Annotated in this window: 20 protein-coding genes; 13 read left to right on the plus strand and 7 right to left on the minus strand. The window is 58.3% G+C overall.

Features of this window, described 5'->3' with window-relative positions:
- Window positions 1-139: 139 nt before the first annotated feature.
- The 3 genes from frc (at window position 140) to sucD (ending at window position 3,759) form a co-directional block, all read left to right on the plus strand.
- Window positions 140-1,417 (plus strand): formyl-CoA transferase, encoded by a 1,278-nt coding sequence (gene frc / locus ACSQ3H_RS24865; RefSeq protein WP_436119793.1) that lies wholly within the window; start codon window positions 140-142, stop codon window positions 1,415-1,417.
- 288 nt (window positions 1,418-1,705) lie between these two features.
- On the plus strand, window positions 1,706-2,881 hold the full coding sequence (sucC, locus tag ACSQ3H_RS24870) for an ADP-forming succinate--CoA ligase subunit beta (RefSeq protein ID WP_436119794.1): 1,176 nt from the start codon (window positions 1,706-1,708) through the stop codon (window positions 2,879-2,881).
- Window positions 2,878-3,759 (plus strand): succinate--CoA ligase subunit alpha, encoded by an 882-nt coding sequence (sucD, locus tag ACSQ3H_RS24875; protein WP_436119795.1) that lies wholly within the window; start codon window positions 2,878-2,880, stop codon window positions 3,757-3,759. The genes sucC and sucD overlap by 4 nt, the downstream gene beginning before the upstream one ends.
- A gap of 126 nt (window positions 3,760-3,885) precedes the next feature.
- Here the strand turns inward: sucD and ACSQ3H_RS24880 are convergent, their stop codons facing one another.
- The 5 genes from ACSQ3H_RS24880 to ACSQ3H_RS24900 all read right to left on the minus strand — a co-directional run bounded on the left by ACSQ3H_RS24880 (window position 3,886) and on the right by ACSQ3H_RS24900 (window position 9,050).
- Complete coding sequence (locus ACSQ3H_RS24880; protein ID WP_436119796.1) at window positions 3,886-4,659, minus strand: fumarylacetoacetate hydrolase family protein; 774 nt, start codon at window positions 4,657-4,659, stop codon at window positions 3,886-3,888.
- A 64-nt stretch (window positions 4,660-4,723) separates the two neighbouring features.
- On the minus strand, window positions 4,724-6,124 hold the full coding sequence (locus tag ACSQ3H_RS24885; protein ID WP_436116470.1) for an NAD(P)(+) transhydrogenase (Re/Si-specific) subunit beta: 1,401 nt from the start codon (window positions 6,122-6,124) through the stop codon (window positions 4,724-4,726).
- A gap of 16 nt (window positions 6,125-6,140) precedes the next feature.
- Window positions 6,141-6,554 carry an NAD(P) transhydrogenase subunit alpha gene (locus ACSQ3H_RS24890; RefSeq protein ID WP_436119998.1) on the minus strand — a complete coding sequence of 138 codons (414 nt, stop codon included), beginning with the start codon at window positions 6,552-6,554 and terminating at the stop codon, window positions 6,141-6,143.
- The gene (locus ACSQ3H_RS24895; RefSeq protein WP_436119797.1) at window positions 6,554-7,876 is read right to left on the minus strand and encodes a Re/Si-specific NAD(P)(+) transhydrogenase subunit alpha; all 1,323 of its coding nucleotides are present in this window, start codon (window positions 7,874-7,876) and stop codon (window positions 6,554-6,556) included. The genes ACSQ3H_RS24890 and ACSQ3H_RS24895 overlap by 1 nt, the downstream gene beginning before the upstream one ends.
- 154 nt (window positions 7,877-8,030) lie before the next feature.
- The gene (locus ACSQ3H_RS24900; protein WP_436119798.1) at window positions 8,031-9,050 is read right to left on the minus strand and encodes a 2-dehydropantoate 2-reductase; all 1,020 of its coding nucleotides are present in this window, start codon (window positions 9,048-9,050) and stop codon (window positions 8,031-8,033) included.
- A 559-nt stretch (window positions 9,051-9,609) separates the two neighbouring features.
- Between ACSQ3H_RS24900 and ACSQ3H_RS24905 the strand changes: the two genes are divergently transcribed.
- Complete coding sequence (locus ACSQ3H_RS24905; protein ID WP_436119799.1) at window positions 9,610-10,608, plus strand: bile acid:sodium symporter family protein; 999 nt, start codon at window positions 9,610-9,612, stop codon at window positions 10,606-10,608.
- A gap of 31 nt (window positions 10,609-10,639) precedes the next feature.
- Here the strand turns inward: ACSQ3H_RS24905 and ACSQ3H_RS24910 are convergent, their stop codons facing one another.
- Window positions 10,640-11,287: a TetR/AcrR family transcriptional regulator gene (locus ACSQ3H_RS24910; protein WP_436119800.1), complete on the minus strand. Its 648-nt coding sequence runs from the start codon at window positions 11,285-11,287 to the stop codon at window positions 10,640-10,642.
- 134 nt (window positions 11,288-11,421) lie between these two features.
- Between ACSQ3H_RS24910 and ACSQ3H_RS24915 the strand changes: the two genes are divergently transcribed.
- Complete coding sequence (locus tag ACSQ3H_RS24915; protein ID WP_436119801.1) at window positions 11,422-12,627, plus strand: HlyD family secretion protein; 1,206 nt, start codon at window positions 11,422-11,424, stop codon at window positions 12,625-12,627.
- A gap of 25 nt (window positions 12,628-12,652) precedes the next feature.
- Complete coding sequence (locus tag ACSQ3H_RS24920; protein ID WP_436119802.1) at window positions 12,653-14,236, plus strand: DHA2 family efflux MFS transporter permease subunit; 1,584 nt, start codon at window positions 12,653-12,655, stop codon at window positions 14,234-14,236.
- 25 nt (window positions 14,237-14,261) lie between these two features.
- On the opposite strand, the gene ACSQ3H_RS24925 is transcribed toward ACSQ3H_RS24920, so the two are convergent.
- Window positions 14,262-15,080: an IclR family transcriptional regulator gene (locus tag ACSQ3H_RS24925; RefSeq protein ID WP_436119999.1), complete on the minus strand. Its 819-nt coding sequence runs from the start codon at window positions 15,078-15,080 to the stop codon at window positions 14,262-14,264.
- Between the two features lie 178 nt (window positions 15,081-15,258).
- On the opposite strand from ACSQ3H_RS24925, the gene gcl reads away from it, so the two are divergent.
- The 7 genes from gcl to ACSQ3H_RS24960 all read left to right on the plus strand — a co-directional run bounded on the left by gcl (window position 15,259) and on the right by ACSQ3H_RS24960 (window position 23,017).
- Window positions 15,259-17,043 (plus strand): glyoxylate carboligase, encoded by a 1,785-nt coding sequence (gene gcl, locus ACSQ3H_RS24930; protein WP_436119803.1) that lies wholly within the window; start codon window positions 15,259-15,261, stop codon window positions 17,041-17,043.
- A gap of 10 nt (window positions 17,044-17,053) precedes the next feature.
- Window positions 17,054-17,869, plus strand: a complete 816-nt coding sequence (otnI, locus tag ACSQ3H_RS24935) for a 2-oxo-tetronate isomerase (protein ID WP_436119804.1) — start codon at window positions 17,054-17,056, stop codon at window positions 17,867-17,869.
- Between the two features lie 3 nt (window positions 17,870-17,872).
- Window positions 17,873-18,757, plus strand: coding sequence for a 2-hydroxy-3-oxopropionate reductase (locus tag ACSQ3H_RS24940; protein WP_436119805.1), 885 nt, complete (start codon window positions 17,873-17,875; stop codon window positions 18,755-18,757).
- Between the two features lie 278 nt (window positions 18,758-19,035).
- Entirely contained in the window at window positions 19,036-19,971 is a 936-nt protein-coding gene (locus ACSQ3H_RS24945) for a sugar kinase (RefSeq protein WP_436119806.1), read from the plus strand.
- An 89-nt stretch (window positions 19,972-20,060) separates the two neighbouring features.
- Window positions 20,061-20,948 carry a dihydrodipicolinate synthase family protein gene (locus ACSQ3H_RS24950; RefSeq protein WP_436119807.1) on the plus strand — a complete coding sequence of 296 codons (888 nt, stop codon included), beginning with the start codon at window positions 20,061-20,063 and terminating at the stop codon, window positions 20,946-20,948.
- A 35-nt stretch (window positions 20,949-20,983) separates the two neighbouring features.
- Window positions 20,984-21,640, plus strand: a complete 657-nt coding sequence (locus ACSQ3H_RS24955) for a GntR family transcriptional regulator (RefSeq protein ID WP_436119808.1) — start codon at window positions 20,984-20,986, stop codon at window positions 21,638-21,640.
- A gap of 54 nt (window positions 21,641-21,694) precedes the next feature.
- Complete coding sequence (locus ACSQ3H_RS24960) at window positions 21,695-23,017, plus strand: ABC transporter substrate-binding protein (protein WP_436120000.1); 1,323 nt, start codon at window positions 21,695-21,697, stop codon at window positions 23,015-23,017.
- Window positions 23,018-23,019 lie beyond the last annotated feature (2 nt).

A 23,019-nucleotide genomic window follows, 5' to 3' on the forward strand; every position in this document is an offset into this window, starting at 1 on the left:
TCGGACGATGGAAAAACATCGACCTCGCCACCTTCCGCGTGGATTGTCTCGCCATCCGAGAAACAGAACTGGCTCTATTTAGACAAAATTTGCTCTCGCAGAACGAACAAGTTCCGCGCCGGAAGAAGGGAAGAAAATAATGACAAAAGCTTTGGAGGGTGTTCGCATCCTGGATTTCACCCATGTTCAGTCGGGACCGACATGCACACAGCTTCTTGCCTGGTTTGGTGCCGATGTCATCAAGGTTGAGCGTCCTGGGGTCGGGGACATTACGCGGGGTCAGCTTCGCGATGTTCCCGATGCTGACAGCCTTTATTTCACCATGCTCAATCACAACAAACGTTCGATCACGCTCGACACCAAGAACCAGAGCGGAAAGGCGGTTCTGGAAGAGCTGATCAAAAACTGCGATGTGCTGGTGGAGAATTTCGCTCCCGGTGCACTCGATCGCATGGGCTTCACATGGGAGCGTGTCCAGGAACTCAATCCTGCGATGATCGTTGCCTCGATCAAGGGCTTCGGCCCCGGTCCATATCAGGACTGCAAGGTCTATGAAAACGTCGCGCAATGCACGGGCGGCGCTGCCTCGACTACAGGCTTTCGCGATGGTCTGCCGCTGGTTACCGGAGCGCAGATCGGCGATTCCGGCACGGGTCTGCACCTTTGCCTCGGTATCGTCACGGCGCTTTTCCAACGCACGAAAACGGGACGCGGCCAGAAAGTCTCGGCAGCAATGCAGGATGGCGTGCTCAATCTGTGCCGGGTCAAACTTCGTGACCAGCAACGCCTGGCCCACGGTCCGTTGAACGAATACAGCCAATATGGCGAGGGTATTGAATTCGGCGAAAGCGTGCCGCGTGCGGGCAATGATTCAGGCGGCGGCCAGCCCGGGCGCATCCTGAAATGCAAGGGTTGGGAGACTGACCCCAACGCCTATATCTATTTCATTACCCAGGCGCCGGTCTGGGAGGCGATTTGCGACGTGATTGGCGAGCCGGATTGGAAGACCCATCCCGACTATGCAAAACCCGCAGCTCGCCTGCCACGTCTCAATGCAATTTTTGCGCGCATCGAGGAATGGACAATGACGAAGGATAAATTCGAGGCGATGGCAATCCTCAACGACAGGGACATCCCGTGCGGTCCGATCCTGTCCATGAAGGAAATCGCGGAAGATGAGTCGCTGAGAGCCACGGGCACGATCGTCGAGGTTGAGCATCCTGAGCGCGGCAACTACCTTTCTGTCGGTAACCCGATCAAGCTTTCGGACAGTCCGACAGACGTTACGCGATCCCCGCTTTTAGGGGAACACACCGAGGAAATCCTGCGCAACGTTCTCAAATTCGACGAGCGGGCGATCGACGAATTGCAGAAAAGCGGCGCGCTCGGAATCCCGCAAAAAATCGCGGCCGAGTAATCCGCATCCAGAAAACGGCGACGATCACCCCATGTCGCCGTTTTCCTTTTCCGGGCATAACGTGCCGGGTATTGTCGGTTGCAGAAATCATAATCTGGCTACCGATTGACAGGTTCGATTTCTGTTGGCATTATGTATTCCAACGAAGACAATTCGGTAGGATCCATCCGCGGGAGCAGGTATGCGAACGAGAAGTGGTTTTCCGATTTGACTAGACGACAAGTGTGGCTCGCGGGCGGCGTTAAGCCCCGCGCATCATGCCTAATCGCTTTCAGGGAGGAGGCGGCTATGAAGCTTCATGAGTTCCAGTCGAAAGCACTGTTATCCGCCAAAGGCGTCAATGTCCCCAAGGGCCAGGTGGCGCTGACTGCCAACGAGGCCCGCGAAGCCGCCCTGGCTTTGGGCGTGGACAGGATCGCCGTGAAATCACAGGTTCTGGCGGGAGGGCGCGGCCTTGCGGGCGGCGTCCGTCTGGTCTCATCTCCCGGAGAGGTCGAGGCAGCCGCCGCCGCGATGCTTGGACGCACTCTCATAACCGAACAGACAGGGCCCGCCGGTTGCCGCGTCAACAGAGTGTTGATCGAAACGGCTGTTCGCCCTGTCCGCAGCCTCTATCTATCGTTGCTCGTTGATGCGGCAAGGGCTGAAATTGCCGTCCTCGCCGGCGCCGAAGGGAGCGAGGATATCGAGCAGCGGCTTCAATCGGGCGAAACCCGTCTGGAACGGCTTTCCCTTGGTACCGGAGATGCGTTGGAGAAAGAGGTCGTGACAGGCTTGGCCCGGCGTCTCGGCCTTGAGGCCGGCCTTCACTCTTCCTTTGCTTCGCTTCTCGACCAGTTGCGCTTAGCCTTCGTCGAACTCGACGCAACACTCATCGAACTCAATCCGTTGGTGGTGACAGAGGAGGGCAATTTCGTTGCGGTCGATGTCAAGATGATCATCGACGACAACGCGCTGTTCAGGCATCCCGAGTTGGTGGCCCTGCGCGAAGAGCATGACGGTGATGAGATCGAGCTTGTCGCGCAGAATCGTCAGCTCAACTATCTGCGGATGGACGGCAATATCGGTCTGGCTGTTAATGGAGCCGGGCTCGGCCTTGCGACGCTCGACATGGTGCGCGCGGCCAATGGCAGCGCTGCAAACTTCATGGATATCCGCACGACGGCCACCAGCCTCGATGTCGCGCACGGGTTCACGCTTCTCCTCAACAATCCGGCCGTGCGCTCGATTCTTGTCAATGTGCACGGTGGTGGAATGCAGCCCTGCGATACCATTGCCGACGGTCTCGGCATCGCGATGCGGCGGACGGGCCGCTCCTGTCCCGTCATCGTTCGTCTGGCGGGTAACAATGCCGAATATGCCCGGTTCCGTTTTGCCAATTTCGGTTGCAAGGTGATCGACTGTCCCGACATGTGGACGGCGGTGAGCCGCGCTGTTTCCGCCGCAGAGGGGGGAAGATCATGACCATTCTCGTTGACCAGAATACCCGCGTCGTCTGCCAGGGCATGACCGGCTGGGCCGGAACACATTATTCGGCGGCCATGATGGAATATGGAACCCGGATCGTCGGCGGCATCACCCCCGGCAAGGGCGGAACCTATCATTTGAATCTTCCGGTCTTTGACGAGGTTGCAGAGGCGATGAAAGAGACTGGCGCGAATGCCAGCATGATTTTCGTACCGCCGGAAAACGCTGCCGCAGCGATGATCGAGGCCATCGAGGCGGGTATGCCGCTTGTCGTGGCTCTCACAGAACGGGTACCCGTACAAGACATGCTGCGCGTGCGAGCGGCGCTGAAGCAGAGCTCGACCATTCTTGTCGGCCCGAATTCTCAAGGGGTTCTGTCCCCGGGCGTCTGCAAGATCGGCGTCATGGCTACCGGCAGCGAACGAAAAGGCCAGGTCGGCATCCTGTCGCGTTCGGCATCGTTGACCAGCGAAGTTATCGCTCAGGTGAGTGCGGCGGGATTGGGCCAATCTACCACAGTCGGCATCGGCGGCGATGCCATTCATGGGCTGAGCATGCGCGATTGCATGGAACTTTTCCTTGCTGATCACGACACGCGCGGTGTGATCGCCATCGGCGAGATTGGCGGATCCGAGGAGCAGGAATTGGCGGAGTTCCTTGCCGGGATCAAACCGGACATTCCGGTCGTTGGGCTGGTTGTCGGCCGCTATGCACCGACGGAACGCCGCATGGGTCACGCCGGTGCTTTTGCGCAAAGTGCTGCAAGTGACGCCGAGAACAAGATCAATGCGCTTAAAGGCGCTGGCGTCATCATCGCGAAGAGCCCGCATCTCGTCGGTGAGACTATCCGCGAGGCGATGGCCGTTTCGGCATAAGGCCACATAGTTTCTGGCCGGGTTTGGACAGGGCGCTGAAATGCCCAATCTCGGTCCGATAGAAGAATGCCCGGAGCTTATGGTTCCGGGCATTCTTTGCTGATGGGGTCCGGCAGCGCCGGCAATCTACTGAACGAATGTAGTCGACAACGTGCCGATACCGTCGATGGTGACGGAGACCGTGTTGGTCGGATCCTTGATCGAGCCGACGCCCAGCGACGTGCCGCAGCAGATCAGATCCCCAGGCTCAAGCGTCATATCCTTCGATAACGCGCTGACAAGGCGTGCCGGCGGAAAGATCATATCGCTAAGTGGATAGTTCTGGCGCAGGGCGCCGTTGAGTTCGGTTTTGACATGGCATTCGGTCGGGTCGATATCGGTGGCGATGACCGGGCCGAACGGACAGAAACCGTCGAAGCTCTTGGCACGAGCCCATTGCGCGAAGGTCTTGTCGCGAGCGATGATGTCGCTCGCTGTCAAATCGTTGACACAGGTATAACCGAAAATCGCGGCTGCGGCCTCCTCTTCAGAAGCATTGGTGCAGCGCTTGCCGATCACGATACCGAGTTCGCCTTCATAGCCGACGCGTTCAGCGTAGGAAGGAGGGCGGCTGACGACAGCGTCGGGAGAAGCGATGCTGGATATTGCCTTTAACAGATAGAGAGGCTCATCGGGTTCCGCGACATCGAGTTTGGCCGCGAGCTGGCGGAAATTGTTCCACAGCGCGATGATCTTGGAAGGTGAGCACGGCGCCAGCAAGCGAACTGAGGCAAGTGGAAGCCGCATGTCCGTGGCGGTCGGTTGGTCGAACATGTAGCCTTGATAAACGACAATATCCTTACCTTGCAGAAGGCCGAAGCCCTCCACGCCCTCATCGTCAAATCGTACCCATTGAGCCATTTTCTGTATCCTCCATTTTGCGAAAGCACGAATCTTTTTCCGCTCCTCGCCGGTTTCCTCTTTGCTAGTGATCGAGCGCCTTGACGATGTTCTCGACCATTTTCTTGGCATCGGCGAAGAGCATCATGGTGTTGTCACGGAAGAACAGTTCGTTCTCGACGCCGGCATAGCCCGAACCCATGCCGCGCTTGATGAACAGCACGGTGCCTGCCTTGTCGACATCGAGGATCGGCATGCCGAAGATCGGCGATTTCGGGTCGGTCTTGGCTGCCGGGTTGGTCACGTCGTTGGCACCGATGACGAAGGCGACGTCGGCCTGCGCGAATTCCGAGTTGATGTCCTCGAGCTCGAACACTTCGTCGTAAGGCACGTTGGCTTCGGCGAGAAGCACGTTCATGTGGCCGGGCATGCGGCCGGCCACCGGATGGATGGCGTATTTGATCTCGACGCCTTCGGCCTTGAGCTTGTCGGCCATCTCGCGCAAGGCGTGCTGGGCCTGCGCCACCGCCATGCCGTAGCCCGGCACGATGATGACCTTGGAGGCATTCTTCATGATGAAGGCGGCATCGTCGGCCGAGCCCTGCTTGACCGGACGCTGCTCGACTTCGCCGCTTGCGGCGGCTGCCGTCTCGCCGCCAAAGCCGCCGAGAATGACCGAGATGAACGAGCGGTTCATGCCCTTGCACATGATGTAGGAGAGGATCGCACCGGAGGAGCCGACCAGCGCCCCGGTGATGATCAGCGCCAGGTTCCCGAGCGTGAAGCCGAGCGCCGCCGCCGCCCAGCCGGAATAGGAGTTGAGCATCGACACGACCACCGGCATGTCGGCGCCGCCGATCGGCACGATGATCAGCCCGCCGAGGATGAGCGACAGGATGACGATGAGCCAGAACACGCCGTGGCTTTCGGTCAGGACCAGCGCAACGACCAGAACGACGATGGCGACGAGCAGGCTGACGTTGAGGAGATGCCGCCCCGGCAGCATGATCGGCTTGCCCGACATGCGGCCATCGAGCTTCAAAAAGGCGATGATCGAGCCGGTGAAGGTGATGGCGCCGATGGCGACGCCGATCGACATTTCGACCAGCGCCTGCGCATGGATCATGCCGACCTCGCCGATGCCGAAGGAATCCGGCGAATAGACCGCAGCGGCCGCCACCATCACCGCGGCAAAACCGACGAGCGAGTGGAAGGCGGCAACCAGCTGCGGCATGGCGGTCATGGCGATGCGCTTGGCGATATAGGCGCCGACGCTGCCGCCGATGGCCAGACCGACGACGATCAGGCCAAGGCCTTTGATGCTTGGTTCGGCCAGTGCCAGCGTAGTCAGGATCGAGATGCCCATGCCGGTCATGCCGTAATAATTGCCCTGGCGGCTGGTCGTCGGATGCGAAAGGCCGCGCAGCGCCAGAATGAACAGGACGCCGGAGACAAGATAAAGAAAAGTCGCGAAATTCACGCTCATGCCCATGGTCATCGCCTCACTTTTCTTTTTTCTTGTACATGGCGAGCATGCGGTGGGTGACGAGGAAGCCGCCGAAGATATTCACGCTGACGAGAACGAGGGCAATGAAGCCGAAGCCGGTGGCAAACCCGCTGGCCGACAGGCCGACGGCCAGCAGCGCGCCAACGACGATCACCGAGGAGATGGCGTTGGTGACGGCCATGAGCGGCGTATGCAGGGCCGGGGTCACCGACCAGACGACATAATAACCGACGAAGATCGCCAGGACGAAGATCGCCAGGCGGAAGACGAAGGGATCGACCGCGCCGCCGGTGACCGCGTGGGCCGCCGCGCCGGCGGCATCCGGCATGTTCTCCGCCGCCTGGCGCACCATCTCGGTGGCCTGGTTCAAGGCATCGAGCGCCTTGTCGAGTGTCGCATCGGCAGCCATCATGCCTCTCCTTCAGTTTTGGGCGCAGTGGTTTTGGGAGCAGTCCTTTTGGGTGCGGCTTTCGGCGTTGCCGCCTTCTTGGGCGCTGCTTGCTTGGCCTCTTTCACAGGAGCTTCGTTTGCAACCGCTTTGGCGGATGCGGCCTTCTTCGCAGCAGGCTTGGCTGCAGGAGCAACAGCCGCTGCACTTGCCGCATTGGCGAAGTTCGGATGCACCACCTTGCCGCCATGCGTCAAAACGGTGGCCTTGACCAGTTCGTCGTCGAAATTGATCTTGACGGTTCTGGCGTCCTTGTCGACCAGCGTCTCGAAGAAGGCGACGAGGTTCTTGGCATAAAGCTGCGAGGCCGTGGCGGCGATGCGGCCGGCAACATTGAGGTGCCCGACGATCTTGACGCCATCGACCTCGACGATCTGGCCCGCTGCGGCGCCCTCGACATTGCCGCCGCGCTCGACCGCAAGATCGACGATCACCGAGCCCGGACGCATGCGCGCATACATCTCGCGGCTCACCAGCCTCGGCGCCGGACGCCCCGGAATGAGCGCCGTGGTGATGATGATATCCTGCTTGGCGATGTGCTCGGCGACCAGCGCCGCCTGCTTGGCCTGATACTCCTTCGACATTTCCTTGGCATAGCCGCCGGCGGTTTCCGCCGCCTTGAACTCCTCGTCCTCGACGGCGAGGAACTTGGCGCCGAGCGAGGCGACCTGTTCCTTGACCGCCGGGCGCACGTCGGTCGCCGTCACCACCGCACCGAGCCGCCGCGCCGTGGCGATGGCCTGCAGCCCGGCAACGCCGACGCCCATGATGAACACCTTGGCCGCAGGCACCGTGCCCGCCGCCGTCATCATCATCGGCAAGGCCCGGTCATATTCCTCCGCCGCATCGATCACCGCCTGATAGCCGGCAAGATTGGCCTGGCTCGACAGAACGTCCATGACCTGCGCCCGGGTGATGCGCGGCATGAATTCCATGGTGAAGGCCGTCACGCCGGCATCCGCCAGTTCCTTGACCGCCGCATCATTGCCGTAAGGATCGAGCATGGCGATGACGACCGCGCCCTTCTTATAGGATTTGAGTTCGGCCGACGAAGGCCGGCGCACCTTCAAGACGACATCGGCGCCCTTGACATCGGCAGCCTTGCCGATGGTCGCACCCGCCGCCTCGAATTCGCGATCCGGAATGCGCGATGCCGTGCCGGCACCAGCCTCCACGATCACGACAAACCCCAGTCCGACCAGCTTCTTGACCGTCTCCGCCGAACCGCCAACCCGCGGCTCGCTGCCATCAATCTCTTTCGGTATGAACAGTGTCTGAGCCAAGCTCTCACCCCCAAGCAAGTTAAACACAACAAAGGCAGTGGTCCGGAAGACCAGCGCGGCTATCGTGGCTGAAATTTCAGGTAGAACGGCCAGCTACGAGAAGGCGGCTGATACCATCAACCTGATTTTGTTTGAAAACGGCGAGCGGAATGGTTCACGATGCCATGACAAGCTTGGCCTCCGCCACTTCGGGGAAGGTGGGGTAGAGCCCCCTCACGCGTCCCATCTGCTGGGCAAGCGCAAGCACGCTGTCGATAAAGGGCGTTTCCACGTCGGAAAGACGGCCCATTTCCTGCACGGATGTCAAAAGCGCGTCGAGTTCGATCGCGCGGCCCTTGTCGACATCCTGCAGCATGGATGTGCGGTGCGCGCCGACGCCCGCTGCGCCGTCGATGCGGCGCTCGACATCGACCCGGAAGGTTGCGCCGAACTTTTCGCCGATTGCCTGGGCCTCGAGCATCATATTGCGGGCCAGGGTCCGAGTACCCGGATCGGTGGCGACGATGTCGAGCGTCGCACCCGTCAAGGCCGAAATCGGATTGAAGCAAAGATTACCCCAAAGCTTCACCCAGATGTCATTGCGAATGTCTTCGTAGAAGCGGGTTTTCAACCCGCCAGCCTCCATCACTGCTGCCAACCGGCTAACCCGCTCGCTATTGCTGCAATCTGGTTCGCCGAGGCCAAACTGGTTGCCGTAAATATGCTTGATGACGCCGGGGCCAACGATTTCTGTGGCGGGATAAACCGTGGCGCCGATGACCCTCTCAGGTCCTATCGCATTCCACTGGCGGTTATCCGGGTCGACGCTCTGCAGCCTGAGATTGGCCACGCTCGGACCCAGGCCATGAAAATACCACCAGGGAAGCCCGTTCTGGGCTGTCACTACTGCGGTGTCCTTGCCCAGAAGCGGCGTCATGTCCTCCGCCACCTGCCACGCCTGATGTGCTTTCAGCGTGACGATCACATAGTCCTGGACACCCAGCTCGCCCGGCTTGCTTGTAGCCGGCATGCGCTCGACGATTTCCGCACCGTCTATCAGGAGTTTCAGGCCGTTTTGCCGGATCGCGTCGAGATGCGCACCTCTGGCGACGATGGAGACGTCAGCGCCGCCGCGCTTGAGCATCACTGCCATGTAACCACCGATCGCGCCGGCGCCGTAAATGCAGATCTTCATTTGTTTTCCTCCTGCTCGCCCTTTTGGGTTGTCCTGCCCCCATTTTGTTCTTCAGGGATCTGGTTTTGTCACTTACTTCGGCCCGGTCCCGCTTTGGCCCTGCCCAGCGTCAGGCCAGGCGCTCATCAGGCAACAATGGAAAGTCGTCGTTGCCTGTCTCTGCCGGCCAGGTGAGTGGGCCGACGGGCAGACAGCGGCGAAGGCATCTGTCCTTTCATCTGTGGTATACATAATCCCAAGAAATTCTTGAATGTCAATCCTGTCGACGATAGTGCGAAGAGGATTCATCGAGAAAAGACGCGAGGAAGTGCTATTTGGCTGGTCTATCGTGTTGGTGCGCGGGTATGCGAGCAGGTGCAATTCGGTCTGTGATGTCACCGGTCTCTTGTGCTGCTCAAGCGGCGGCTATAATTGCCCTACGTCTTCAGCGTCTGTTCCAAGTGGCAAAACACCGCAGCATGAATCCAGCATAGATATCCTATATCATTATTATAACTCTATTTCCTTGCATTCTGGGTGCTCGCCAACTCTCTGCAAAAAAGCCGTTTCGGAATCATAGATGAAGTCACGTTTTCTGCCGGATACCTTCACCCTGCTTCTTCTATCGACCGTGGTTTTCGCTTCATTCGTGCCGATCGACGGCATCGCGGCCGATTACTTTGCATTGGCAACCAAGTTTGCGATCGGACTTCTCTTCTTCCTGCATGGAGCAAGGCTATCGCGCGAGGTCGTCGTAGCAGGTCTTCTTCACTGGAAATTGCACATTGTCATTTTGGCCGCCACCTTCGTCCTGTTCCCGTTATTGGGATTGACCACAAGCGTTCTGGTTCCCGAAATTTTGTCACCCTCCCTATATGCCGGGATAGTCTTTCTCTGCGTTTTGCCTTCTACGGTCCAGTCGTCCATCGCTTTTACATCGATGGCAGGCGGTAACGTTCCGGCCGCAATCTGTGCCGCCTCAGCATCGAACATTTTTGGGATGTTCCTTACCCCCTTGCTGGCAGGCGTTCTGCTCACCGCTAGCGGACATGCCAGTTTCTCTCTCGATGCGCTGCAGTCTATTCTGCTGCAGTTGCTTGCTCCATTCGTACTGGGTCAAATCCTGCAGCCGTGGATCGGTAATTTCATCAGAAGCAAGAACAAAATTCTCATGCCAGTCGACCGGGGATCTATCCTTATGGTCGTATATTCGGCGTTCAGCCAGTCCGTAAACGAAGGACTGTGGCAGACGACTTCCTTGCACGATCTGGGCATTCTGCTCGCTATTGACATCATAATTCTAGCAGTCGTGCTCGCAGTTACAATGTTTGGCAGCCGTTTGCTCGGCTTCTCCAAGCCCGACGAAATCGCAATCACATTCTGCGGATCCAAGAAAAGCCTCGCAAGCGGCGTTCCCATTGCCAACGTGATATTTGCAGGACAAAGCATCGGCAGCATTATCCTGCCAGTTATGCTTTTCCACCAGATACAGCTGATAGTTTGCGCGGTTATCGCTCGCCGGTACGCTACGTCGAACGCGAGGAAAAAACCCGTGATGGCGGCAAATCCGGGAGCCTGAGTCCGATCTCGCAAAAGCTCTGTTCTGACCGTCAGATTGCACATCCCTTCAGGAACAGATCGGCACACATCCGCGCCCGCTCGACAATCTCTTCGGTTGTGGGTGCTGGTTTTTGACGCAGCATCGCTGCACGTTGTGGCTCCATGGTCATCATGCCGCGGAGCATGCCGCAGGCGGCTTGTGGATCCTCAAGGGCAATGAGTCCAAGGTCGATTTGCTTCCGAAGCCAACTCTCCATCAACGTATTCGTTTTGACGATCGCCCGTTGGTAGAACGATGCCGCGATCTCAGGAAAACGGTCGGATTCGCCGATAACGAGGCGCATGATGGTGATCGTGTCATCCGAGAGGGTCAGCACACCGTACGCTGTCAGTATCCGCTCGAGATCTTCTCGCAGGTTCACGGTTGCAAATGTGCCTCCGTCCACTGCGAGCAAAAAACGGCGAATACGGTCCGATACCATGCTCGTGAACAGATCCGCCTTGGTTGGAAAGAGCCTATAGAGCGTCTTCGTTGAAACGCCTGCGTTCTGCGCAATGGCGCTGATGCTGGCGGCTGCATACCCGCTTTCGTGAAACTGATCATTGGCGGCTTCGATAATGACGCTTTTCGTGTCGTCGTCACAGCGCACCTGTGGCCGGCCTCGCGATCGCTTCTCAATCTTGTGAATTACGACCATGATGATTTTCCAAATTCTTGTTGACATCCATTTTATAGAGCATATTTTGGAAAAAATCAAGTTTCCTAAATAGTTTCTTACCCATCAGAGGCCGCGGCCCTTGTGACGGCGACCGGCAATCCGGAGAGACCACAATGACCAAGCTGTACGCACTGAACAATAATCTTGCCCATCCTGCTGAAACCGAAATTCAGCCGGTTGTGGCTCCTTCTCTAGACGCGGGTACGCCGGTTCGCGTTGCCGAAGCACCGCAGTCGCCCGCCGCCGATGAGAAGCCTGCCCGCAAGCGCAGCGGCCGTTCGTTGTTGCTTGGCGCAACCGCTATCGCTCTGATCGCGGCCGGCGTCTACTACGGGCACAGCTACTGGACTGTCGGCCGCTTCCAGATCGAAACAGATGATGCCTATGTGAAGGCTGACAACAGCTCCATTGCTCCCAAGGTCTCGGGCTACATTGCCGATGTCATCGTCGGCGACAACGAAACCGTAAAGGCGGGTCAGCCGCTTGCCCGCATCGACGATCGTGATTTCAAGGCCGCGCTCGATCAGGCAAAGGCCGATGTCGCAGCCGCGGAGGCAACGATCCAGGCCAAGCAGGCTTCGCTCGAAATTCAGCAATCCACAATTGCAGCGGCCCGCGCGACAGTCGATGTCGATCAAGCCAACGAAACCTTTGCGGAGCAAAACGACAAGCGCTATGCAACCCTTGCCACAAGCGGTTACGGAGCGATCCAGACGGCGCAGCAGGCTGCATCCCAAATCGCCGCCGCCCGGGCTACTGTCGTTCGCGACAGCGCTTCGCTGGAAGCTGCGACGAAGCAGGTCGATCTCTTGAAGGCAGAGCTTGCACAGGCGAGGGCGACTCTCACGCACGATCAGGCCGTTCAGCATCAGGCTGAACTCAATCTCTCTTATGCAACGATTGTCGCTCCGGTCGATGGCGTCGTCGGCAATCGCACGCTGCGCGTCGGCCAGTTCGTCCAGGCCGGCACACAGCTGATGTCGGTCGTACCGACAGCGTCGGCCTATATTATTGCCAACTACAAGGAAACGCAGCTTACCGACGTTCGTGCCGGCCAGCGGGTCGATATCGATGTCGATATGTTTCCGGGGCGTGTCTATCACGGTCGTGTCGATAGTCTTGCTCCCGCGAGCGGCCAGGAATTCGCGCTGTTGCCGCCGGACAACGCAACCGGCAATTTCACCAAGGTCGTCCAGCGCATTCCAGTGAAGATCGTTCTCGATACCGACAGTGCCGCTGCCGGCGATCTACGCCCCGGTATGTCGGTCCAGCCGAGCATCGATACCAAGACTGACGCTGTCGAGCGCCAGAGCCATTGATCGACGAGGTCAGGAGGATCGCGTCATGCCTGCTATCACATTCACCGGCGCGGCGGTTCCGCAGCCACGTGCCAGCACGAAGGAATGGATTGCCGTTCTCGCCAGTATGATTGGCGCTTTCATGGCGATCCTCAACATCCAGATCACCAACGCGTCGCTCCTCGATATCGAGGGCGGTATCGGAACGGGTGTAGACAACGGAGCCTGGATATCCACGTCCTATCTGATCGGCGAAATCGTTGTCATTCCGCTCACCGCGTATTTCAGCAACGTATTCTCCTTCCGCCGTTACATACTCGTAAACTCCATTCTTTTTCCGCTGTTCTCGATCGCATGTGCCTTCACGCATGACCTTGGTTCGATGATCCTGATGCGCGGTTTGCAGGGGTTTGCCGGCGGCGTACTTATCCCCATGGCCTTCACCATAGTCTTGACGAAATTGCCTAAGCCGCAACAGCCCGTCGGCCTCGCCATCTTCGCACTCTCGGTTACCTTCGCTCCGGCCATCGGTCCGACGATCGGGGGTTACTTGACCGAGAATTACGGATGGCAAACGATCTTTTTCATCAATGCCATCCCGAGTGCCATCATGGCCATCGCCCTGGCAGCAACGCTTGAAAAGACGCCGATGCAGCTTCATTTGCTGAAGGAAGGCGATTGGGCGGGTATCTTCACAATGGCAGTCGGCCTCTCGGCGCTTCAAACCGTGCTTGAAGAAGGCAACAAGGACGACTGGTTCTCCTCGCCCTTCATTCTCAAGCTCACGGCGGTGGCTGTCGTTTTCCTCGTCGCTTTTATCTGGATAGAGTTGACCGTTGAAAAGCCCTTGGTCAAGTTGCGGCTGTTAAAGCAGCGTAACTTCGGCATCGGTGTCGCCGTCAACGTACTGGTTGGCGTCGCTCTTTTCGGGACAGTGTACATCCTGCCGCAATATCTCGGACAAGTGCAGCGTTATAATGCCGAGCAGATCGGCAATGTGCTCGCCTGGACCGGTCTGCCGCAGCTGCTGTTGATCCCGCTTGTTCCGATGATGATGAAGCGTTTCGACGCGCGCTATATCGGCTTTCTCGGCATCAGCATCTTCGCGATCAGCTGCTTCATGAACATCACACTCTCAGCCGACACGGCAGGCGATCAGTTCTGGATACCGAACATCGTCCGCGCAATTGGTCAGGCTCTCGTTTTGACGCCCATCACAGCTATTACCACAGCGGGCATCGCAGCCGCCGACGCCGCGGCTGCGTCGGGGCTGACCAATATGCTGCGCAATCTCGGTGGTGCTGTTGGAACTGCGGCGTTGGGAACGGTGCTGACCAAGCGCGAGCAGTTCCACTCGAACATCATTGGCCAATCGATCACCCTGACGCGGGATGAAGTTCGCCAGCGTCTCGACCAACTGACAGGTTATTTCATCTCGCATGGTGTATCGGATCACGCAGCAGCTGCACAGCAAGCCATCGTAGCGCTCGGCAGGGTGGTCAAGCGGCAGGCTCTTATTATGGGTTTCAGTGATACTTTTGCCGTCATCGGCGTCCTGCTTGCAATCGCCGCCGTGGCTCTGCTGTTTGCCGAGAAACCTAAGGGTAGTGCAGGCGCAGGCGCTCATTAGAGTGTCCTGCCGGCAAGCCGTTTCCTTACAGCTCTTCGGGTCGCCTGCCACCCATGGCCCGCGTCAGTTCATCGGCCGCGTCGCGTATAACCGGGCCGAGCACGATCAGCTTTTCCTTGGGTAGTCGCACCGCCGGTCCCGAAATCGACATTCCGGCGATCGCCTCGCCATGCTCGTTGAAGATCGGCGCCGCGATGCAGCGCATGCCGAGGGTGTGTTCCTCATCATCGATCGACCAGCCGCGCGAACGTATCTCCTGAATATTCTTCAGGAGAGCCGGAAGCGTATCCAGTGTGTGATCAGTGAAATGGGCAAGTTGCTTGCCGCCCACGGTCCGGCCAATTTCGGCGTCCGACCAGGTCGAAAGGATAGCCTTGCCGATGCCGGAGGCGTGAATGGGGCCGCGCCGTCCGGGCCGGTAAAAGGCGCGCATCGGTGCATGGCTCTCGACTTGTGAAATGAATACCACTTCCCCGTCATCCTCGATGCCGATATTCGCGGTTTCGCCGCATTCCTCCATCAGCCGTTTCAGGAAGCGGCGGCTGATCGTGCCAAGCTTGCGGAAGCGCAGGAACGCGTTGCCGATCGCGAAAGCCCCAACCCCTATGGTCCAGTCGCCTGTTTCCGGATCATGTGCGACCATGCCGTGGTTCTGAAGCGATGTCAGCAGACGATGGATGGTCGAAGGCGCGAGGCCGGTCTGGTCGGCAAGCTCCGTGAGCGCCGAGCCATCATGGTCGGCAATAATGGCAAGTAGTTTCAAGCTCCTGTCGAGGACCTGCACCGAAGACGGCGCCGCGTCCGCTGCAGCCTTACGGCCTCTTTTGCCTTTAACCGGTTCGATAACAGCCACAATGGCTCCTTTACTCACCCCGTTGCACGATCCACAGCCATAGACCGGCAAACCGGATTTATCCAGTTTTATTGAAAGTCATTATTTCCATAGAATGAGATTGTTTTCCATTTTATATTGATAATTACAAATTTTGGGTTACAGTTCCATAAAATCTGGAGGAACTGCCATGACCAAAATGCGTGCCGTTGATGCTGCTGTTCGTATCCTGGAGAAGGAAGGGATCGATTGTGCCTTTGGTGTCCCGGGGGCCGCCATTAATCCGTTTTATTCGGCGCTCAGAGCGCGTGGCTCGATCCGCCATATCCTGGCGCGTCACGTCGAGGGTGCCTCGCATATGGCTGAGGGCTATACCCGCGCCGAACACGGTAATATCGGCGTCTGCATCGGCACCTCCGGCCCGGCGGGAACGGATATGATCACCGGCCTTTATTCTGCGTCGGCGGATTCCATACCGATCCTGTGCATCACGGGGCAGGCGCCGCGCGCCCGGCTCGACAAGGAAGACTTTCAGGCCGTCGATATAGCGTCGATTGCCAAGCCCGTGACCAAATGGGCGGTGACGGTAATGGAGCCAGGCCTTGTTCCCTATGTTTTCCAGAAAGCCTTCCATATCATGCGCTCGGGCCGTCCTGGCCCGGTGCTGATCGATCTGCCGATCGATGTGCAACTGGCGGAAATCGAGTTCGATCCCGAAACCTATGAGCCTCTGGAGCCTTACAAGCCCGCCGCCACGAGGGCGCAGGTGGAAAAGGCGTTGACGATACTCAACGAGGCGGAGCGCCCGCTGATCGTTGCAGGCGGCGGTATCATCAATGCCGATGCTTCCGATCTGCTGGTCGAGTTTGCCGAGATCACCGGGGTTCCGGTTATTCCCACACTGATGGGCTGGGGGACGATCCCGGATGATCACCGGCTGATGGCCGGAATGTGCGGCCTGCAGACATCGCACCGCTATGGCAATGCGACCATGCTGGCCTCGGACTTCGTGCTCGGCATCGGCAATCGCTGGGCCAACCGCCATACCGGCAACGTTGCGACCTACACGGAGGGAAGAAAATTCGTCCATGTCGACATCGAGCCAACGCAGATTGGCCGTGTCTTCTCACCGGATTTTGGCATCGTGTCCGATGCTGGCAAGGCGTTGAAGCTGTTCCTCGACGTCGCGACCGAATGGAAGACCGCCGGCAAGTTGCGCGACTGGTCGAAATGGGCAGAGGAATGCCAGGGACGCAAGCGGACGATGCTGCGCAAGACGCATTTCGATCAGGTGCCGTTGAAGCCGCAACGCGTTTATGAAGAAATGAACAAGGCGTTCGGCCGCGACGCCTGCTACGTGACGACCATCGGGCTCAGTCAAATCGCGGGGGCACAGTTCCTGAATGTCTATAAACCTCGCAACTGGATCAATTGCGGACAGGCCGGCCCGCTCGGCTGGACCTTGCCGGCGGCGCTCGGCGTGCGTGCTGCCGATCCGCACCGGCCGATCGTTGCTCTCTCAGGCGACTATGACTTCCAGTTCATGATCGAGGAGCTTGCGGTCGGGGCACAGCATAAACTGCCGTATCTGCATGTCGTCGTGAACAACTCCTATCTCGGTCTCATCCGCCAGGCGCAGCGCGGTTTCGACATGGATTTCGAAGTCAGTCTGGCCTTCGACAACATCAACGCGTCAGGCGATGCGGAGAAGGGCTATGGCGTTGACCATGTCGCTGTCGCCGAAGGGCTCGGCTGCAAGGCGATCCGCGTTCGCAGCCCCAACCAGTTCACTGAGGCGTTCGATTACGCCAAGGCGCTGATGGATGAATATCAGGTGCCGGTGGTCATCGAAGTCATCCTGGAACGCGTGACCAACATCGCGATGGGCATGGACATCAATGCGGTCGTCGAGTTCGAAGATCTCGCCGAGCGGCCAGAAGACGCGCCGACCGCTGTCGCTGCATATCTCGATTGAGGAGGATGACATGCCCAGATTTGCCGCCAATTTAACCATGCTTTTCAATGAAGTACCATTTCTCGAACGCTTTGCGCTTGCGAGCGAGGCGGGATTTGAAGCGGTCGAATATCTCTTTCCCTACGACTACAACGCCAGGGAACTGAAGCAGGAGCTGGACCAGAACAGGCTTGTTCAGGTGCTGCACAATCTGCCTGCCGGCAACTGGGGCAAAGGCGAGCGCGGCATCGCCGTGCTGCCCGATCGCATCGACGAGTTCCGGCGTGGCGTCGTTATGGCAATCGACTATGCAACGGCGCTCGGCTGCAAGCAGGTCAACTGCCTTTCGGGGATTGCTCCGACGGGATTGGGCGATGATGTGCTGCGTTCAACCTTCGTCCATAATCTGAGGATTGCCGCACAAGAGCTCGCAAAATATGACATTCGACTGTTGATCGAGCCCATCAACACGTACGATATTCCGGGGTTCTATCTGAACACGGTCGAGCAGGCGGCTTCGATCATCGAAGAGGTTGGCAGCGAAAATCTGTTCATTCAGTACGACCTTTATCACCAGCAGCGCACGCGTGGCGAACTCGTCGCCACCTATGAGCGTCACAAGGAACTGATCGCGCATATCCAGCTTGCCGACAATCCGGGCCGTAACGAGCCCGGTACCGGAGAGATCAATTATCCCTTCGTTTTCAAAGCTTTGGACCAGTCAGGCTATGATGGCTGGATCGGCTGCGAATACAAACCAAAAACAGAAACGCAACGCGGACTTGCCTGGTTGAACGAAGCTTCAACGACGCAAAAGCACGCGGATATCATCAGGATGAGGAGCTGACGCATGGCGGACATAGGTTTTATCGGGCTGGGTATCATGGGAACACCCATGGCGCGCCATCTGCAGGATGCCGGGCATGAGCTCTACACGTCGAAGTTCTTTATCGAGCCAAAACAAGAGCTTATCGACAATGGCCTGAAGATCGTCGAGAGCCCGAAGGCTCTGGCCGAAAGGACTGACATCATTATCCTGATGCTGCCGGACACGCCGGAAGTGAAGGACGTTCTCTTCGGCGAGAATGGTGTGGTCTTCGGGCTGAAGCCCGGCAAACTCGTCATCGACATGAGCTCGATCTCGCCGATCGATACCAAGGAATTTGCAAAGAAGATTCGCGAAACCGGCAGCGAATACATTGATGCGCCGGTCTCGGGCGGTGAGGTCGGCGCCAAGAATGCGACGCTCAGCATCATGGCGGGCGGCGAGCAAAGCGCATTCGACCGTGCCTTGCCGCTCTTCAAATTGTTGGGCAAAAACATAACCTTAGTCGGCGATTGCGGTGACGGTCAGGTAACCAAGGTTGCCAATCAGATTATCGTCGCGCTGACCATAGAGGCCATATCGGAGGCGCTGGTGTTGGCGTCGAAGGCGGGCGCCGACCCGGCTCGGGTACGGGAAGCGCTGATGGGCGGCTTTGCCTCCTCCCGTATTCTGGAGCTGCATGGCGAGCGCATGATCAAGCGGACCTTCGAGCCGGGCTTCCGCATCTCGCTGCACCAGAAAGACCTCAATCTTGCACTGCAAAGCGCCAAAACACTGGGTGTTTCACTGCCCAACACCGCCTCGACGCAGGAACTGTTCAACAGCTGTGCCGCAAACGGCGATAGTGGTCTCGATCATTCCGGCCTGGTAAAAGCGCTCGAACGCATCGCCAATCACCAAGTCGCGTGAACGGCTCTTCTAACCTGTAATGGCGCGATTTCGCGTCATTACACCAAAATTTAAATCTCCGATTGCAAAACACGCGCCAATTCCGGCACTTTGTGTGTGAGAATCGACCACTTTCGTGCAAGAACCGTCGCATTCCGTGCAAAAGTCGCGTCATGTTTAAAACTTCTTCTCGGACTTCGACACTGACAATTTTCGCCGGGCAATTGCCATGGAGCGTCTTGAGAAGATAAGACCCTCACCATAGATTCCCGTTTTCCAGTTCTGGCGAGAGTTCGACCATGGCGAGCAATACACCACCGCGGATCCTCTGTGTCGGGGCGCTGACCATGGATACGATTTTCCGGCTCGACAGGCTGCCGCCGGGACCCGGGAAGTTCATTCCGCTCGAAGCTATCGAAATTGCCGCCGGAATGGCGTCGAGCGCAGCGGCAAGCATCGCCCGGCTTGGCGGCGATGTTTCGCTCTGGGCATCGGTCGGACAGGATGACGTCGGTCGGCGGGTCGTCGAGGAACTGACTGCCGAAGGCGTGGACTGCTCCCACGTCCGGCGGATCGAAGGCGCCCGATCAGCCTTCTCGACCATCTTCGTCGATGCGGCAGGCGAACGGATGATCGTGCCTTACTATGATCCGAAGCTTCTGTCCGCGCCGGAGACAATGCCGCCGATCGCTGACGGCACATACGATGTAGTGATGACCGATGTGCGCTGGCCACTCGCCGCGGCCCAGGCGTTGAAGGCGGCGCGGGACGCTGATGTCCATAGTGTCCTCGACGCCGACACTGCTTCGCTCGAGACATTGGAAATGCTGATGCCGCTTGCTTCGCATATCGTCGCCTCCGAGCCGGCGGCGGAGAAGGTGACGGGCGAAAGCGATCCGGAAAGGGCAGCTGTCGCTCTTGCCGCATTATATGGTCGGGATGGGGCATTCATTGCCGTGACCGGCGGCTACAAGGGCTCATTCTGGTACGATGACCTGGAGGGCGAGGTGCGCCACATGCCGGCCTTCCCCGTCGATGTCGTGGATACACTTGCCGCGGGCGATGTTTTCCACGGTGCGTTCGCCTTTGGTCTCGCACGCGGCTATCCGATGTACCAGATCATGCGCTTTGCCAGCGCTGCTGCTGCGATCAAATGTTCCCGCTTTGGCGGCCGGATCGGCGCCCCGACGAAATCCGAAGTCGACGCGCTTCTTTCCCAGAATCCCGAGGATTGAAACTTCATTGTAAAAAGTCAGTGCGTTCTTGTTGACTTTCAACTAACATGTCAGTACGTCTTTAGTCGTAAATAAGATGGGAGAAGCAAGTGTCTCGGGATCGCTTTGGACTTTCCGCCGCGCTGACAACGCCGTTCGATGCCGGGATGCGCGTCGATGTGCCGAAAGCCGTCGAGCATGCCCGGCACTGCCTGAACAGTGGCTGCAACAGCGTGACCCTGTTCGGAACGACAGGTGAGGGTTCTTCCATCGGCGACGAAGAACGTGGGGTCGTTATCCAGGCGTTTCTCGACGCAGGAATCGAGCCGAAGCAGATCGTGGTCGGCGTCATGGCCAACTCGTATGTCGACGCGGCGGTGCAGTCGCGCCATGCGCTTGACGCGGGTTGCCGTGGCGTATTGCTCGCTCCTCCGTCCTATTTCAAGAATGTCAGCGACGATGGACTGTTCGTCTGGTTTTCGTCGGTCTTTACGGAGATCGGTGCGCAGGCGAGAGACATCATCCTCTACAATATCCCTTCCGTTACTGCCGTCGAAATTTCGGTCGAACTTGTCAGTCGTCTGCGCGAAGCTTTCCCGAAAGTCGTGGCAGGTGTGAAGGATTCATCGGGGAACTGGCCCTTCACCGAAAAGCTGCTGGCAAAGCACAAGGATCTGGCAATTCTCATCGGTGATGAGCGTTCGCTTTCCGCTGGCGTTCGCCTTGGCGGGCAGGGCGCGATTTCCGGCATGGCAAATCTCTATGCGGACCGTCTTTTGCCAATGATCAATGAAGGCCGCGATGATCCTGCAATGATCGAGGCGGTCAACGAGCTTCTGAAATTTCCGGTCACGCCCGCGGTCAAGGCTATGGTCGCCTACCACGCCGGCGATGATGGGTGGCGCCGGGCACGTGCGCCACTGCAGGCTCTTTCGGATTTGGACTATAAACGACTGACCGGCATCTTCGACCGCTTGTTTGTGGCTGCCGCCGCGTAATAATGGGGGAAGCGATACGAGTCGGGAGGACGGGCATGGATGATAACGAGCCGGTAAGACTGCGAGAGAAGGCCTATGTGAGCTTCACGGAACATCTTCTGGCCCGTGATATCAATCCGGGACAATTCGTGTCGCAGCGCCAGCTTGTAGCGATGACCGGCATGCCGCTTGGAGCCATCCGCGAACTGGTGCCTCGCCTCGAAGCCGAGGGGCTGGTCAAGACCATTCCGCAGCGTGGCATCCAGATTGCGCATATCGATCTCAACCTGATCCGCGAGGCTTTCCAGTTTCGCCTGTTCATGGAAAAGGAAGCGGTTGCCCTTTTTTGTGCTTCGGCATCCGATGAACTTTTGGCCCAGTTGCGCAAGGAGCATGAGGACACGCTTGAGGAAGCGCTGCAGGGCAAGGAGACGCCCGAGCTCGAATTGCGCGCACAGACGATCGACTGGAATCTGCATGAAACGATTATCGATTCTCTCGGGAACGGGATCATCGGCAGGGCTTACCGGATCAATGCGATCAAGATGCGCCTGATCAATCAGGAGCGCTTCCGCATCACAGGCCGTGTCGTCCCGGTCATGCGTGAACATCTCGCGATCCTGACGGCGATCGAGACCCGCGATCCGCAGACGGCAATGGATGCGATAGCAGTGCACATCAACAACGCGAGGAATTTGGCACTGAAGCTTTAGAGTGTTGGCAATGGGAGTTGCCGCGGAAAGTTACCAGAGGAGGAAACAATGATCATGAACTTCGTCAAACCGACGCGCCGCCAGTTCCTGGCCGGGTCGGCGGCACTCGGTGCCGCAAGCATCACCGGCTTGAAGCCGGCATTCGCCGCTGTCGACTGGAAGAAATATGCCGGCACGACCCTCGAGGTCAATCTGATCAAAAGTCCGCGCGGCGATATCCTGCAAAAATATCAAAAAGAATTCGAAGAGCTGACGGGGATCAAGGTCAACGCGGAACAGACGCCCGAGCAGCAGCAGCGCCAGAAGGCAGTCATCGAGCTGACATCCGGCAAGCCGAGCTTCGACGTCATCCACATCAGCTATCATGTGCAGAAGCGCCAGTTCGAAAAAGCTGGATGGCTTGCCGATCTGACGCCGTTCCTCAAGGATCCGAGCCTCACCGAGGCCTCCTTGACGGAGAGCGACTTTGCCCAGGCCGGGCTGGATTTCGCCAAGGACAAGAATGGCCGCTTCGGCGGGCTTCCCTTCTCGGTGGATTACTGGATCGTCTATTGGAACAAGGAACTCTTTGCCGCCAAGGGCGTCGAATATCCGAAGACGTTCGAGGAACTCGTCGCTGCTGCAGAAAAGCTGACCGACAAGGACGCCGGCACTTACGGTTTCGTTGCCCGGGGCATGAAAAACGCCAATACGCCCGTATGGGCAAGCTTCATGCTCGGCTATGGCAAAAGCACCGTGATGGATGGCAAACTCCAATCGGACACGCCTGAATCCATCGAAGCCGCAAAACTCTACCAACGCCTGATGACAAAATCCGCACCGCCCGGTGTGACAGGGTTTAACTGGGCCGAGTGCCAGTCGAGCTTCCTGCAGGGCAAGGTCGGCATGTGGCTCGACGGTATCGGCTTTGCGCCGCCGCTGGAAGATCCGAAGAAATCGCGCGTTGTCGGCAAGGTCGGTTACGGCGTCATGCCCAAGGGCCCGGTGGTGCAGGCCGCGCCGACATTCGGTGACGGTATTGGCGTGACCGAGGGTTCATCGAAGAAAGAGGCCGCCTATCTTTACTGCCAGTGGGCGATCTCGAAGGAAATGGGTGCGCGCCTGCTGCAGTCCGGCTCCGGCGTGCCTTTCCGCAATTCGGTGCTCAACGATCCGGAGATCCTAAAGGGCGTGACCATGCCTGCCGAGTGGGCAAGCGTCCTGTCCGAGTCGGCCAAAGTGAGCCAGCTTTGCCTGCCGGTCATCGTTCCGGTCACCGAGTTCCGTGACGTGATGGGAGTGGCATTGACCAATGTCATTGGCGGAGCCGATCCGGCAGCGGAAATGAAGCGTGCAACGGAAGAATTCCGTCCGATCCTGGAAAAAAGCGAAGCGTAGCG

It is taken from the genome of Phyllobacterium sp. LjRoot231 (assembly GCF_964253365.1).
Classification (GTDB): Bacteria; Pseudomonadota; Alphaproteobacteria; order Rhizobiales; family Rhizobiaceae; genus Phyllobacterium.